The organism is Streptomyces sulfonofaciens (assembly GCF_014656295.1).
In the GTDB taxonomy this organism is placed as follows: Bacteria; Actinomycetota; Actinomycetes; order Streptomycetales; family Streptomycetaceae; genus Streptomyces; species Streptomyces sulfonofaciens.
Window position 1 is genome coordinate 371,532 of the sequence record NZ_BNCD01000004.1, and the last position, 15,035, is coordinate 386,566.

Here is a 15,035-nt window from a genome sequence, read left to right on the forward strand (position 1 = left end):
CGTGGCTGCCCGTAACACGGCCCGCAAGCGTGCCTTCCAGATCCTGTTCGAGGGCGACCACCGCGGCGTCGACGTCCTCACGGTCCTCGCGGACTGGATCAGGCACGCCCGGACCGACAACCGGCAGCCGCCGGTCAGCGAGTACACCATGCAGCTCGTGGAGGGCTACGCCGAGCGGGCGAAGCGCATCGACGAGCTGCTGACCCAGTACGCGGTGGGCTGGACGCTGGATCGGATGCCGGTCGTCGACCGCAACCTCCTGCGCCTTGGCGCATACGAACTCATCTGGGTCGACGAGACCCCCGACGCGGTCGTGCTCGACGAGGCCGTCCAGCTCGCCAAGGAGTTCTCCACGGAGGAGTCCCCGGCGTTCGTAAATGGCCTTCTCGGCCGACTCAAGGACCTCAAGCCGAGCCTGCGCCGCGAGGACTGAGCGGAAGCGCACCCGTGTGCGCCCGCCGGGCTGCACGGCGCAGCCGTACAGAGCACGCCGAGGGCGGGCCCATCTCGGATGGGCCCGCCCTTCGACGTGACGTTTCTCCCCGCTTTCGGGTGGTTCAGCTCTCCTCGTGGGCCACGGCGCGGCGCGCGTCCGCGTCGAGGACACCCCAGTTGATCAGTTGCTCCGTGAGTACGGACGGCGACTGATCGTAGATGACCGCAAGAGTGCGCAGGTCGTCCTGGCGGATCGACAGCACCTTGCCGTTGTAGTCGCCCCGCTGGGACTGGATGGTCGCGGCATAGCGCTGCAACGGGCCCGCCTTCTCGGCAGGGACGTGGGCGAGGCGCTCCAGGTCCAGGACGAGCTTCGGCGGCGGCTCGGCGGCTCCACCGGGCGTGGTGCCCGGCAGCAGCTCCTGCACCGGCACGCCGTAGAAGTCCGCCAGCTCGGCCAGACGCTGCACGGTCACGGCGCGGTCGCCGCGCTCGTACGACCCCACCACGACCGCCTTCCAGCGTCCCTGGGACTTCTCTTCCACGCCGTGGAGGGAAAGGCCCTGCTGGGTGCGGATGGCCCGGAGCTTGGCTCCGAGCTGTTTGGCGTATTCGCTGGACATATGGCTCCCCGGACGAAGACTGGTGACTCACTGTGAGGTTACGCAGCGTTACGGGGGTCCGTCAAGCCGAACCGGGATCGGCTGTCCTCGGCGAGGAGGCTGCCGCGCGTCCCCCGCGAGGGGCACCGCAGGGCCGCGAGGAACCGTGCGACCAGCCACGACGAGCCCCGCCGCGCCCCCGGCGGGCCGGGCGAGGAAGCATCGTTTTCCGGCCATGGGCCGGTGGGCCCGGGCGCGCACGGCTCCCGCTCCCGCTGCCCGGGAGGGGGCTCCACTGCCGGGAACGGGCCGCCCGGCGCGCAGCCGCACCCCCTCCGCGCCGCCGCACCGGCCGCTGTGAGCGGCCTCACGTGGGACGGGGGGCCGGGGGAGTGAGGGCGGCTGATAGCGTGGTGGCGAAAGATCGACGTCCTTTAATGTCCGTCCCGTGAGGCGGAGAAGGAGGTCCGTTTCGTATGGACGCACACGCATCCCCTCTACCGCGGCCCGTTCTCGAGGGCCCCGACATCGCGCGGATGCTCACCCGCATCGCCCACGAGATCGTTGAGCGCGCCAAGGGCGCCGACGACGTGGTACTCCTCGGCATCCCGACCCGCGGGGTCTTCCTCGCCCAGCGGGTGGCCGCCAAGCTGGAGGAGATCACCGGCCGCAAGGTGCCGGTCGGCTCGCTCGACATCACGATGTACCGCGACGACCTGCGCATGCGCCCGCCGCGCGCGCTGGCCCGCACCGACATTCCCGCCGACGGCATCGACGGCCGCCTCGTCGTCCTGGTCGACGACGTGCTCTTCTCCGGGCGCACCATCCGCGCCGCGCTCGACTCCCTCAACGACATCGGCCGCCCGCGCGCCGTCCAGCTCGCCGTCCTCGTCGACCGAGGCCACCGCGAGCTGCCCATCCGCGCGGACTACGTCGGCAAGAACCTCCCCACGTCGCTGCGGGAGACGGTCAGAGTGCAGCTCGCCGAGGAGGACGGCCGGGACGCCGTGCTGCTCGGAGTGCTCGGCGCCGACCCCGCACCGTCCCCCGCCGCGGGCCCCCAGTAGCCCCGCACCCATCCCGGCCGGCGCCCCCGTGCGCGCCCCGCGCCGCGCGCACGCACCTGCCGGCCGGCCGCCGGGCGGCAGGCATGCCCGCACACCGCCCCCGACCGAGAGCGCCCCGCGCTCGCCCGCCGCATACGGAGCCTACGGAGCCTGAACGATGCAGCGTCATCTCATCTCGGCCGCCGACCTCACCCGCGACGACGCCGTCCTCGTCCTCGACACCGCCGAGGAGATGTCCCGGGTGGCCGACCGTCCGATCAAGAAGCTGCCGACCCTGCGCGGCCGCACCGTGGTCAACCTCTTCTTCGAGGACTCGACCCGCACCCGGATCTCCTTCGAGGCCGCGGAGAAGCGGCTGTCCGCGGACGTCATCAACTTCACCGCCAAGGGCTCCTCGGTCTCCAAGGGCGAGTCGCTGAAGGACACCGCGCAGACACTGGAGGCGATGGGCGTCGACGCCGTCGTCATCCGGCACCACGCCTCCGGCGCCCCCTACCGGCTCGCCAACTCCGGCTGGATCGACGCCGCCGTGATCAACGCCGGCGACGGCACCCACCAGCACCCCACGCAGGCCCTGCTCGACGCGTTCACCATGCGCCGCCGCCTGGTCGGCCGTGACGCGGGCCTCGGCCAGGACCTCACGGGCAGGCGCATCACCATCGTCGGCGACGTCCTGCACAGCAGGGTCGCCCGCTCCAACGTCGACCTCCTGCACACCCTCGGCGCCGACGTCGTGCTCGTCGCGCCGCCCACCCTGCTGCCCGTCGGCGTCGGGTCCTGGCCGTGCGAGGTCGCCTACGACCTCGACGGCGTGCTGCCGAAGTCGGACGCCGTGATGATGCTGCGGGTGCAGCGGGAGCGCATGAACGCCGCGTTCTTCCCGACGGAGCGCGAGTACGCGCGCCGCTACGGCCTGAACGGCGACCGGATGGCGAAAATGCCGGAGCACGCGGTCGTCATGCACCCCGGCCCCATGGTGCGCGGCATGGAGATCACCGCGGAGGTCGCGGACTCCGACCGCTGCACCGTCGTCGAACAGGTGAGCAACGGGGTCTCCATCCGCATGGCGGTGCTCTACCTGCTGCTCGGCGGCAACGAGCCCGCGGCCCCCCACACCCGACCCGCCTCCCATCCCGCCGGAGAGACCGCCGCACACACCCCTGACGCGGCCGAGGAGAAGTGACCCACATGAGCAAGACCCTGATCCGTGGCGCGAAGGTGCTCGGCGGCGAGCCCGGGGACGTGCTGATCGCCGGCGAGACCATCGAAGCGGTCGGCACCGGGCTGTCCGCCGAGGGCGCCGAGACCGTCGAGGCGGCCGGCAAGGTCCTGCTGCCCGGCCTCGTCGACCTGCACACGCACCTGCGCGAACCGGGCCGCGAGGACTCCGAGACCGTCCTCACCGGCACCAGGGCCGCCGCGCTCGGCGGCTACACCGCCGTACACGCCATGGCCAACACCTTCCCCGTCGCCGACACCGCGGGCGTCGTCGAGCAGGTCTGGCGGCTCGGCAGGGAGTACGGCTACTGCGACGTGCAGCCGGTGGGCGCCGTGACCGTCGGACTCAAGGGCGCCAAGCTCGCGGAGCTGGGCGCGATGCACGACTCGGCGGCCGGCGTCACCGTCTTCTCCGACGACGGCAAGTGCGTGGACGACGCCGTGATCATGCGCAGGGCCCTGGAGTACGTGAAGGCCTTCGACGGCGTGGTCGCCCAGCACGCCCAGGAACCCCGGCTGACCGAGGGCGCCCAGATGAACGAGGGCGTCGTCTCCGCGGAGCTGGGCCTCGGCGGCTGGCCCGCCGTCGCCGAGGAGTCGATCATCGCCCGCGATGTGCTGCTGGCCGCGCACGTCGGCTCCCGGGTGCACATCTGCCACCTGTCGACGGCGGGCTCCGTGGAGATCGTGCGCTGGGCCAAGTCCAAGGGCTGGAACGTCACCGCCGAGGTCACCCCCCACCACCTGCTGCTCACCGACGACCTCGTGCGCAGCTACAACCCGGTCTACAAGGTCAACCCCCCGCTGCGCACCGCGACCGACGTGATGGCACTGCGCGAGGCGCTGGCCGACGGCACCATCGACTGCGTCGCCACCGACCACGCCCCGCATCCGCACGAGGACAAGGACTGCGAGTGGGCCGCGGCCGCCATGGGGATGGTCGGCCTGGAGACCGCGCTCTCCGTCGTCCAGGAGACCATGGTCGACTCCGGCCTGCTGGACTGGGCGGGTGTCGCCGACCGGATGGCGTACCGGCCCGCAGCGATCGGCCGGCTGCGCGGCCACGGACGGCCCGTCGCCGCGGGCGAGCCGGCCAACCTGACGCTGGTCGAGACCGGGTACCGCGCCCCCGTGGACCCCGCCGGCTTCGCCTCCCGCAGCCGCAACACCCCCTACGAGGGGCGGGAGCTGCCGGGCCGCGTCACCCACACCTGGCTGCGGGGCCGGGCCACGGTCGTCGAGGGGAAGCTCGCATGATCGCCCACTCGCCCCTGCGCAGCCTCGGGGGCCCCGTCGCGGGACTGGTGACCGCCGCGGGGCAGACGTCCGCGAACGTGACCGACTGGCCGGCGCGCGCGAGCTGGCTCGTCGGGATCCTGCTGCTGGTCGCCCTGGTCTGCTGGCTGATGCGGGAGGGCTGGCGGTGGCGCGCCACCCTCCAGAGCGGCCTGCCCGCGCTGCGCGCCCTGCCGGCCGACCCCGGCACGCCCCGGCTGACCATGACCGGCCTCTACCACGGCTCGACCGCCGCCGGGCAGTGGCTGGAGCGGCTCGTGGCGCACGGGCTGGGCGCCCGCAGCCGGGCCGAGCTGACCCTCTACGACTGCGGCCTGCACGTGCGCAGGCCCGGGTCCACCGACTTCTTCGTGCCCGCCGACGACCTGCGCGCGGCCCGGCTCGACAACGCCATCGCAGGCAAGGTCCTCACCCGGGACGGCCTCCTCGTCGTCACCTGGGCGCACGGCGACCAGTTGATCGACTCCGGGTTCCGCTCCGACCACGCCGCGGAGCACCCGGCCTGGACCGCCGCTCTCACCACCCCGAACCAGCACACCCCGAAGGAAGGCGCGATCCGATGACGGCAACGCCCGCCACGCCGGCCTCCATGCCCGCTGCCGCCGCCCCGCGGCCCGGTCAGGGCGGCCCCGCCCGAAGGAGCGCACTGCCCGCCGCGCTGGTCCTGGAGGACGGCCGGATCTTCCGCGGCCGCGCCTACGGAGCGGTGGGCCGGACCTTCGGAGAGGCGGTCTTCTCCACCGGCATGACCGGCTACCAGGAGACCCTCACCGATCCCTCGTACCACCGCCAGGTCGTCGTGATGACCGCCCCGCACATCGGCAACACGGGCGTGAACGACGAGGACCCCGAGTCGGCCCGCATCTGGGTGGCCGGCTTCGTGGTGCGCGACCCCGCACGCACCCCCTCCAACTGGCGCTCCCGGCGCACCCTGGACGAGGAACTGGCCGCACAGGGCGTGGTGGGGATCCACGGCATCGACACCCGCGCCCTCACCCGCCATCTGCGCGAGCGCGGTGCGATGCGGGTCGGCGTCTTCTCCGGCCAGGAGCTGCCGGACGAGACGGCCATGCTCGCCGAGGTGCGCGGGGCCGCCGAGATGACCGGCGCGGACCTCGCCGCCGAGGTGGCCACCAAGGAGCCCTACACCGTCCCCGCGCTCGGCCCCGACGGGCGGCCGCTGCCGGCCGGCGCGGCACGCTTCAGGGTCGCCGCCGTCGACCTCGGCATCAAGGGCATGACCCCGCACCGGATGGCCGAGCGCGGCATCGAGGTCCACGTCCTGCCCGCCACGGCGAGCGCCGCCGACGTCCTCGCCGTGGAGCCGGACGGCGTGTTCTTCTCCAACGGCCCGGGCGACCCGGCCACCGCCGACGGCCCGGTCGCCGTGATGCGTGAGGTCCTGGAGCGGCGCATCCCGCTGTTCGGCATCTGCTTCGGCAACCAGATCCTCGGCCGCGCCCTCGGCTTCGGCACCTTCAAGCTGAAGTACGGGCACCGCGGCATCAACCAGCCCGTCCAGGACCGTGCGACCGGAAAGGTCGAGGTCACCGCGCACAACCACGGCTTCGCCGTCGACGCCCCCCTCGACCGGGTCTCCGAGACCCCCTACGGCCGCGCCGAGGTCTCCCACGTCTGCCTGAACGACCAGGTCGTGGAGGGGCTCAGGCTGCTTGACCGGCCGGCCTTCAGCGTCCAGTACCACCCCGAGGCGGCCGCGGGCCCGCACGACGCCGCGTACCTCTTCGACCGCTTCGCATCCCTGATGGAGGACCAGCGTGCCTAAGCGCACCGACATCCAGTCCGTCTTGGTCATCGGCTCGGGACCGATCGTCATCGGACAGGCCGCCGAGTTCGACTACTCGGGCACCCAGGCGTGCCGCGTCCTGAAGGCCGAGGGCCTGCGGGTCGTCCTGGTCAACTCCAACCCCGCGACGATCATGACCGACCCGGAGATCGCCGACGCCACCTACGTCGAGCCCATCACCCCCGGTTTCGTCGAGAAGATCATCGCCAAGGAGCGCCCGGACGCGCTGCTGCCCACCCTGGGCGGCCAGACGGCCCTGAACACCGCCATCGCCCTGCACGACTCGGGCGTCCTCGACCAGTACGGCGTCGAGCTGATCGGCGCCAACGTGGCGGCCATCAACAAGGGCGAGGACCGGGAGCTCTTCAAGGAGGTCGTCGAGGCGGTGCGCCGCAAGATCGGGCACGGCGAGTCGGCCCGCTCGGTGATCTGCCACTCCATGGACGACGTCCTCGCGGGAGTGGCGGAGCTCGGCGGGTACCCCGTCGTCGTCCGGCCGTCCTTCACCATGGGCGGCGCCGGCTCCGGCTTCGCCCACGACGAGGAGGAACTGCGCAGGATCGCCGGGCAGGGCCTGACCCTGTCGCCGACGACCGAGGTGCTCCTTGAGGAGTCCATCCTCGGCTGGAAGGAGTACGAGCTGGAGCTGATGCGCGACAAGCACGACAACGTCGTGGTCGTCTGCTCCATCGAGAACTTCGACCCGATGGGCGTGCACACCGGCGACTCCGTCACCGTCGCCCCGGCGATGACGCTCACCGACCGCGAGTACCAGACCCTGCGGGACATCGGTATCGCGGTGATCCGCGAGGTCGGCGTCGACACCGGCGGATGCAACATCCAGTTCGCCGTGAACCCCGCCGACGGCCGGGTCATCGTCATCGAGATGAACCCGCGCGTGTCGCGTTCCTCGGCGCTCGCCTCCAAGGCCACCGGCTTCCCCATCGCGAAGATCGCCGCGAAGCTCGCCGTCGGCTACACCCTCGACGAGATCCCCAACGACATCACCGAGCAGACTCCGGCGTCCTTCGAGCCGACGCTGGACTACGTCGTCGTCAAGGCCCCGCGATTCGCATTCGAGAAGTTCCCGTCCGCCGACTCCGGACTCACCACCACCATGAAGTCGGTGGGTGAGGCCATGGCCATCGGCCGTAACTTCACCGAGGCACTGCAGAAGGCGCTGCGCTCGCTGGAGAAGAAGGGCAGCCAGTTCTCCTTCACGGGGGAGCCGGGCGACCGCGAGGAGCTGCTGCGCGCGGCGGCCCGCCCGACCGACGGCCGCGTCAACACGGTGATGCAGGCGATCCGCGCGGGTGCGGGCCCCGAGGAGGTCCACGAGGCGACCCGGATCGACCCCTGGTTCGTCGACCAGCTCTTCCTGATCAAGGAGGTCGCCGACGAACTGGCCGCCGCCCCGGAGCTCACCGCCGACCTGCTCGCCGAGGCCAAGCGGCACGGCTTCTCGGACGTCCAGATCGGTGAGATCCGCGCCCTGCGCGAGGACGTCGTCCGCGAGGTGCGGCACGCCCTGGGCATCCGTCCCGTCTACAAGACCGTCGACACCTGCGCCGCCGAGTTCGCCGCGCGGACGCCGTACTTCTACTCGTCCTACGACGAGGAGACCGAGGTCGCACCGCGCACCAAGCCCGCGGTGATCATCCTCGGCTCGGGCCCGAACCGCATCGGGCAGGGCATCGAGTTCGACTACTCCTGCGTGCACGCCTCCTTCGCGCTGAGCGAGGCCGGCTACGAGACGGTGATGGTCAACTGCAACCCCGAGACCGTCTCCACGGACTACGACACCTCCGACCGGCTCTACTTCGAGCCGCTGACCCTGGAGGACGTCCTGGAGATCGTGCACGCGGAGACGCAGGCGGGCCCCGTCGCGGGTGTCGTCGTGCAGCTCGGCGGGCAGACTCCGCTCGGCCTCGCGCAGGCCCTCAAGGACAACGGCGTGCCGATCGTCGGCACCCCTCCGGAGGCCATCCACGCCGCCGAGGACCGCGGCGCCTTCGGCCGGGTGCTCGCCGAGGCCGGCCTGCCCGCGCCCAAGCACGGCACGGCCACCACCTTCGCCGAGGCCAAGGCCATCGCCGACGAGATCGGGTACCCCGTGCTGGTGCGCCCGTCGTACGTCCTCGGCGGGCGCGGTATGGAGATCGTCTACGACGAGACCCGGCTGGCCTCCTACATCGACGAGTCCACCGAGATCGGTCCGTCCCGCCCGGTCCTCGTCGACCACTTCCTCGACGACGCGATCGAGATCGACGTGGACGCCCTCTACGACGGCGAGGAGCTCTACCTCGGCGGCGTGATGGAGCACATCGAGGAGGCCGGGATCCACTCGGGCGACTCCGCCTGCGCACTGCCGCCGATCACCCTGGGCGGCTTCGACGTCAAGCGGCTGCGGACCTCCACCGAGGCGATCGCGCGCGGCGTGGGCGTACGCGGACTCATCAACATCCAGTTCGCGCTGGCGGGTGACATCCTCTACGTCCTGGAGGCGAACCCGCGCGCCTCGCGCACCGTGCCCTTCACCTCCAAGGCCACCGCGGTGCCGCTCGCGAAGGCCGCCGCACGGATCTCGCTGGGCGCCACCGTCGCCGGGTTGCGCGCCGAGGGACTGCTGCCGCCCCACGGCGACGGCGGCGACCTGCCGCTGGACGCGCCGATCTCCGTCAAGGAGGCCGTGCTGCCCTGGTCCCGCTTCCGCGACATCCACGGCCGAGGCGTGGACACCGTGCTGGGCCCCGAGATGCGCTCCACCGGCGAGGTCATGGGCATCGACTCGGTCTTCGGCACGGCCTACGCCAAGTCCCAGGCGGCCGCCTACGGGCCGCTGCCGACCAAGGGCCGCGCCTTCATCTCGGTCGCCAACCGCGACAAGCGCTCGATGATCTTCCCGGCCCGCGAGCTGGTGGGCCACGGCTTCGAGCTGCTGGCGACCTCCGGCACGGCCGAGGTGCTGCGCCGCAACGGCATCAGCGCCACGGTGGTGCGCAAGCAGTCCGAGGGCACCGGGCCGGGGGGCGAGAAGACCATCGTGCAGCTCATCCACGAGGGCGAGGTCGACCTAATCGTCAACACCCCGTACGGCACCGGCGGCCGCCTGGACGGCTACGACATCCGCACCGCGGCCGTGGCCCGCGGCGTGCCCTGCCTCACCACGGTCCAGGCGCTGGCCGCCGCCGTGCAGGGCATCGACGCCCTCGGGCACGGCGAGGTCGGAGTGCGCTCCCTCCAGGAACACGCCCGGCACCTGACCGAGGCGCGCGTCTAGCGGCCGCAGGGGGGCACCGCGCGGTGCCCCCCTGCGGCGTTCCCCCCGCGCCCCGCGCACCCCCTCACCACTGAACCGACGGACCCCACATGTACACGCTCTTCTTCCGCCTGGCCTTCCGGCGCCTCGACCCGGAGCGGGCCCACCGGGCGGCCTTCGCCTGGATCCGCTGCGCGGCCCGCGTCCCGGGTCTGCGCGCCCTGATCGCCGCCTTCCTCGCGCCGCGCCGTCCCGAACTGCGCGTGACGGCCTTCGGCCGCCGGATGCACGGCCCCCTCGGGCTCGCCGCGGGCTTCGACAAGAACGCCGTCGGCATCGACGGGATGGCGATGCTCGGCTTCGGGCACGTCGAGATCGGCACGGTCACCGGGGAGCCGCAGCCCGGCAACCCCCGCCCGCGCCTCTTCCGGCTGCCCGCCGACGGTGCGCTGATCAACCGCATGGGCTTCAACAACGAGGGCTCGGCGGCCGTCGCCGCCCGGCTCGCGGCCCGCCGGGCCGTCTTCACGACCACGGTGGGCGTCAACATCGGCAAGACCAAGACAGTCCCCGAGGACGAGGCGGAGCGCGACTACGTGACGTCCACCGAGCGCCTGGCGCGCCACGCGGACTACCTGGTGGTGAACGTCTCGTCGCCGAACACGCCCGGACTGCGCTCCCTGCAGGCCACCGACCGGCTGCGGCCGCTGCTCGGCGCCGTCCGCGCGGCCGCCGACCGCAGCGTGCCCGGGCGCCGGGTGCCACTGCTGGTCAAGATCGCGCCCGATCTCGCCGACGCGGACGTGGACGCCGTCGCCGACCTGGCCGTCGAGCTGGGCCTGGACGGCATCATCGCCACCAACACCACCATCGCACGCGACGGCCTCGGCCTCACCGCCGACCCCTCGCTCGCCGGGCAGACCGGCGGACTCTCCGGAGCCCCGCTCAAGGAGCGCTCCCTGGAGGTCCTGCGCCGCCTGCACGCGCGCGTGGGCGAGCGCATCACCCTCGTGGCGGTGGGCGGCGTCGAGAGCGCGGAGGACGCCTGGCAGCGCGTCCTGGCCGGCGCCACGCTGGTGCAGGGCTACACGGCCCTCATCTACCGCGGCCCCTTCTGGGCCCGCGCCGTGCACCGGGGCCTGGCCGCGCGCCTCGCCGCCTCGCCCTACGCCACCCTCGCCGACGCGGTCGGCGACCCGGGCGGCCACCTGTCCGGTCCCGTGCGACCCACCAGAGGAGCCTCGTGAACCCGCACCCCTTCGGAGCCCGGCTGTGCCGCGCCATGGACGAGCGCGGCCCGCTGTGCGTCGGCATCGACCCGCACGCCTCCCTCCTCGCCGACTGGGGCCTCGGTGACGACATCGGCGGCCTGGAGCGCTTCAGCCGCGCCGTCGTCGACGCGCTGGCCGACCGGGTCGCCGTGCTGAAGCCGCAGAGCGCCTTCTTCGAGCGCTTCGGATCGCGCGGCATCGCCGTCCTGGAGAAGACGGTCGAGGAGGCCAGGGCCGCCGGTGCGCTCGTCCTGATGGACGCCAAGCGGGGCGACATCGGCTCCACCATGAGCGCCTACGCGGAGACGTTCCTGCGGAAGGACGCGCCGCTGTTCGCGGACGCGCTGACCGTCTCGCCCTACCTCGGCTACGGCTCCCTGCGGCCGGCCGTGGACCTGGCCAGGCAGAGCGGCTGCGGCCTCTTCGTGCTCGCCCTCACCTCCAACCCGGAGGGCGCCGAGATCCAGCACGCCGTGCGGTCCGACGGCAGCACGGTCGCGGCCACCGTGCTCGCCCGGCTGGCCGCGGAGAACGCCGGGGCGGACCCGCTCGGCTCCTTCGGAGCGGTGGTCGGTGCGACCCTGGGCGACCTGTCTGCGTATGATCTCGGGATCAACGGGCCGCTGCTCGCTCCCGGCATCGGCGCCCAGGGCGCCACGCCGCGCGATCTCCCCGAGGTGTTCGGTGCCGCGGTGCGCAACGTGGTCCCGAACGTCAGCCGCGGAGTGCTCCGCGCAGGCCCCGACCCGTCCGCGCTGCGGTCCGCCGCGACCCGATTCGCGGACGAGGTACGGGCCGCCCTGCCCTCCCGATGACGTCGTGCCTGGTCGCCTCGGGGGCGGATTGGACAGAAAACCGAGGTTATTTGTGTGAAATGTCCGGCTCGGCAAAGGCTGACCAGGACTTTTCGTCTGTTCTCGCTGACTCCGGCGGACTTGGCCGCTAGTCTCCGTCGAGAGTGCACGGGCAAACGCGTTGCTCGTTGCTCCCCAGGTGTGGGGCGACTAGGTTCCTCACCGGTCCGTATCCGACAGTTCGACATCCGAGGTGACGTAGGCGTGGCTCTTCCGCCCCTTACCCCTGAACAGCGCGCAGCCGCGCTCGAAAAGGCCGCCGCGGCTCGCCGGGAGCGGGCCGAGGTCAAGAATCGACTCAAGCACTCCGGCGCCTCGCTCCACGAGGTCATCAAGCAGGGCCAGGAGAACGACGTCATCGGCAAGATGAAGGTCTCCGCCCTGCTCGAGTCCCTGCCCGGCGTGGGCAAGGTCCGCGCCAAGCAGATCATGGAGCGGCTCGGGATCTCCGAGAGCCGCCGAGTGCGCGGTCTCGGCTCGAACCAGATCGCGTCGCTGGAGCGGGAGTTCGGCGGCAACGCCGCCTGACGTCCCGGCCCCTGACGCGAACCTGGATAATCGCTGCATGGCTGCAACATCCCGGGGGACGCCCCCCGTACCCCCGGACGCACGTCCGCGGCTGACCGTGCTCTCCGGCCCCTCGGGGGTCGGCAAGAGCACGGTCGTCGCGCATCTGCGCAAGGAGCACCCCGAGGTCTGGCTCTCGGTGTCCGCCACCACCCGCAGGCCCCGGCCGGGCGAGCGGGACGGCGTCCAGTACTTCTTCGTCACCGACGACGAATTCGACAAGCTGGTCGCCAACGGCGAGCTCCTGGAGTGGGCCGAATTCGCGGGCCACCGCTACGGCACCCCCCGCGGGGCCGTGCTGCGCAGGCTGGAGGCGGGCGATCCCGTCCTGCTGGAGATCGACCTCCAGGGCGCACGACTGGTGCGGGAGTCCATGCCGGACGCCCGGCTGGTCTTCCTCGCCCCGCCCTCCTGGGACGAGCTGGTGCGCCGGCTCACCGGCCGGGGCACCGAGTCCGCCGAGGTCATCGAGCGCCGTCTGCAGGCAGCCAGGGTCGAGCTCGCGGCGGAGTCGGAGTTCGATGTGACCTTGGTCAACACCTCCGTCGAGCACGTTGCGCGTGAGCTGCTAGCCTTGGTGGACGTTGTGTGAACGATGTCCGCTGTGTCCGGCGCCTCACACTGATCATTTCCCATCTTCCGGAAGGTAGCGCGTGTCCTCCTCCACCACCGCGCCCGAGGGCATCATCAACCCCCCGATCGACGAGCTCCTCGAGGCCACCGACTCGAAGTACAGCCTCGTGATCTACGCGGCCAAGCGCGCGCGCCAGATCAACGCGTACTACTCGCAGCTCGGTGAGGGCCTCCTGGAGTACGTGGGTCCGCTCGTCGACACCCACGTCCACGAGAAGCCCCTCTCGATCGCCCTGCGCGAGATCAACGCCGGCCTGCTGACGTCCGAGGCCGTCGAGGGCCCGGCGCAGTAGCAAGGCCCCGCGGGCGCTCGGGCCACCGGCCCGGTGGCGAGCCCCGGCGGTCCGACCGCGACACCACGGGCCCGGCAGCAGACTGCCGGGCCCGTGGTGTGTCATAGGTGTGTTGTGTCAAGCAGGGTCCGTAGTCCGGGACGAAGGCGGGGAGGCACGGTGGACAGGCCGAAGGTGGTTCTGGGGGTCAGCGGCGGGATCGCCGCCTACAAGGCGTGCGAGCTGCTCCGCCGCCTGACCGAGTCGGGCCATGACGTCCGTGTGGTGCCGACCGCTTCCGCCCTGCGGTTCGTGGGCGCCCCCACGTGGTCCGCGCTCTCCGGCCACCCCGTCGCCACGGAGGTCTGGTCCGACGTCCACGAGGTCCCGCACGTCCGCATCGGCCAGTCCGCCGACCTGGTCGTCGTCGCGCCGGCCACCGCCGACATGCTGGCCAAGGCCGCGCACGGCATCGCCGACGACCTCCTGACGAACACGCTGCTGACCGCCCGCTGCCCCGTCGTCTTCGCGCCGGCCATGCACACCGAGATGTGGGAGCACCCCGCCACCCAGGACAACGTCGCCACGCTCCGCCGCCGCGGGGCCGTCGTCGTCGAGCCGGCCGTAGGCCGCCTCACCGGCGTGGACACCGGAAAGGGCCGCCTCCCCGACCCCGCCGAGATCTTCGAGGTCTGCCGCCGCGTGCTGGCCCGCGGCATCCTCCCGCCGGACCTGGGAGGGCTGCACGTCGTCGTGAGCGCGGGGGGCACCCGTGAGCCGCTCGACCCGGTGCGCTTCCTCGGCAACCGCTCCTCCGGGAAGCAGGGCTACGCCCTCGCCCGCACCGCCGCGGCCCGCGGCGCGCGCGTCACGCTGGTGGCCGCGAACACCGGCCTGCCCGACCCGGCCGGCGTGGACGTCGTCCCGGTGGGCACCGCGGCACAACTGCGTGAGGCGGTCCTCAAGGCCGCAGCCCAGGCCGACGCGGTGGTGATGGCGGCCGCCGTGGCCGACTTCCGGCCCGCGGCCTACGCCACCGGGAAGATCAAGAAGGAGGACGGCCGGGAGCCCGAGGCCGTGGCGCTGGTGCGCAACCCCGACATCCTCGCCGAGCTCTCCGCCGACCGCCCGCGGCCCGGCCAGATCGTCGTCGGCTTCGCCGCGGAGACGGACCACGTCCTGGAGAACGGCCGCGCCAAGCTCCGCCGCAAGGGCTGCGACCTCCTCGTCGTCAACGAGGTCGGTGAGCGCAAGACCTTCGGCGCCGAGGAGAACGAGGCCGTGGTGCTCGGTGCCGACGGCAGCGAGACGCTCGTCCCGCACGGGCCCAAGGAGGCCCTCGCCGATGTGGTGTGGGACCTGGTGGCCGGCCGGCTGAGCTGAGGCGACCCGGCGAGCGTGCCGCTGGGGCCGCTGGGGCCGCTGGGGTCATTGGGGGTTATTCGGGCTGTCGTGACTGTCGTGGCCGTTGGGCCCGGGCGGCTTTCGCGCGGGGGCCCGGCGGGGCCGCGGCGGGCCCGGTGGCGGGCGGGCGCGCGGAGCGCCGGCAGGGCCGGAGCGCGGTGTCCGCACGGCCTCCCGGAGGGCCCGGTACACCGCTCCGCAGGGACTCAGTCGAACAGATTTCGCCAGAAGCGCGGGGTGTGCCGGGGGCCGGGCCCGCCGCCCGGGACGGGTCCCGGCGGGCACGTCCAGGTGACCGGCGCCGCCCGCCGCGCCCCGGCGCATCCGTGTCCCACCGCCCACGGTGACCT

The 15,035-nt window shown here is 72.6% G+C and carries 14 protein-coding genes; 13 read left to right on the top strand and 1 reads right to left on the bottom strand.

Annotated features, from left to right (window positions below; translation table 11 throughout):
• Position 1 precedes the first annotated feature (1 nt).
• Entirely contained in the window at positions 2–433 is a 432-nt protein-coding gene (gene nusB / locus IE313_RS09760; RefSeq protein ID WP_189930572.1) for a transcription antitermination factor NusB, read from the top strand.
• Between the two features lie 124 nt (positions 434–557).
• Here the strand turns inward: nusB and bldD are convergent, their stop codons facing one another.
• The gene (gene bldD / locus IE313_RS09765) at positions 558–1,058 is read right to left on the bottom strand and encodes a transcriptional regulator BldD (protein WP_189930573.1); all 501 of its coding nucleotides are present in this window, start codon (positions 1,056–1,058) and stop codon (positions 558–560) included.
• Between the two features lie 455 nt (positions 1,059–1,513).
• Here bldD and pyrR point away from each other — a divergent pair, with 455 nt between their 5' ends.
• The 12 genes from pyrR (at position 1,514) to coaBC (ending at position 14,664) form a co-directional block, all read left to right on the top strand.
• Complete coding sequence (gene pyrR / locus IE313_RS09770) at positions 1,514–2,104, top strand: bifunctional pyr operon transcriptional regulator/uracil phosphoribosyltransferase PyrR (RefSeq protein WP_189930574.1); 591 nt, start codon at positions 1,514–1,516, stop codon at positions 2,102–2,104.
• Positions 2,105–2,261: 157 nt separating this feature from the next.
• Positions 2,262–3,287 carry an aspartate carbamoyltransferase catalytic subunit gene (locus IE313_RS09775; RefSeq protein WP_189930575.1) on the top strand — a complete coding sequence of 342 codons (1,026 nt, stop codon included), beginning with the start codon at positions 2,262–2,264 and terminating at the stop codon, positions 3,285–3,287.
• A gap of 5 nt (positions 3,288–3,292) precedes the next feature.
• Entirely contained in the window at positions 3,293–4,579 is a 1,287-nt protein-coding gene (locus tag IE313_RS09780) for a dihydroorotase (protein WP_189930576.1), read from the top strand.
• Positions 4,576–5,181, top strand: a complete 606-nt coding sequence (locus IE313_RS09785; RefSeq protein ID WP_189930577.1) for a PH-like domain-containing protein — start codon at positions 4,576–4,578, stop codon at positions 5,179–5,181. Before IE313_RS09780 ends, IE313_RS09785 begins: the two co-directional genes overlap by 4 nt.
• Before the next feature lie 26 nt (positions 5,182–5,207).
• Positions 5,208–6,404: a glutamine-hydrolyzing carbamoyl-phosphate synthase small subunit gene (carA, locus tag IE313_RS09790; protein ID WP_189930702.1), complete on the top strand. Its 1,197-nt coding sequence runs from the start codon at positions 5,208–5,210 to the stop codon at positions 6,402–6,404.
• Positions 6,397–9,705, top strand: a complete 3,309-nt coding sequence (gene carB, locus IE313_RS09795; RefSeq protein ID WP_189930578.1) for a carbamoyl-phosphate synthase large subunit — start codon at positions 6,397–6,399, stop codon at positions 9,703–9,705. The genes carA and carB overlap by 8 nt, the downstream gene beginning before the upstream one ends.
• Before the next feature lie 89 nt (positions 9,706–9,794).
• Entirely contained in the window at positions 9,795–10,931 is a 1,137-nt protein-coding gene (locus IE313_RS09800) for a quinone-dependent dihydroorotate dehydrogenase (protein WP_189930579.1), read from the top strand.
• 35 nt (positions 10,932–10,966) lie between these two features.
• On the top strand, positions 10,967–11,770 hold the full coding sequence (pyrF, locus tag IE313_RS09805) for an orotidine-5'-phosphate decarboxylase (RefSeq protein ID WP_373316958.1): 804 nt from the start codon (positions 10,967–10,969) through the stop codon (positions 11,768–11,770).
• 243 nt (positions 11,771–12,013) lie between these two features.
• Positions 12,014–12,337 carry an integration host factor gene (locus tag IE313_RS09810; protein WP_069814075.1) on the top strand — a complete coding sequence of 108 codons (324 nt, stop codon included), beginning with the start codon at positions 12,014–12,016 and terminating at the stop codon, positions 12,335–12,337.
• A 37-nt stretch (positions 12,338–12,374) separates the two neighbouring features.
• Positions 12,375–12,968: a guanylate kinase gene (gene gmk / locus IE313_RS09815; protein ID WP_189930581.1), complete on the top strand. Its 594-nt coding sequence runs from the start codon at positions 12,375–12,377 to the stop codon at positions 12,966–12,968.
• A gap of 61 nt (positions 12,969–13,029) precedes the next feature.
• Entirely contained in the window at positions 13,030–13,302 is a 273-nt protein-coding gene (gene rpoZ / locus IE313_RS09820) for a DNA-directed RNA polymerase subunit omega (RefSeq protein WP_189930582.1), read from the top strand.
• A gap of 159 nt (positions 13,303–13,461) precedes the next feature.
• Positions 13,462–14,664 carry a bifunctional phosphopantothenoylcysteine decarboxylase/phosphopantothenate--cysteine ligase CoaBC gene (gene coaBC / locus IE313_RS09825; protein WP_189930583.1) on the top strand — a complete coding sequence of 401 codons (1,203 nt, stop codon included), beginning with the start codon at positions 13,462–13,464 and terminating at the stop codon, positions 14,662–14,664.
• Positions 14,665–15,035: the final 371 nt, after the last annotated feature.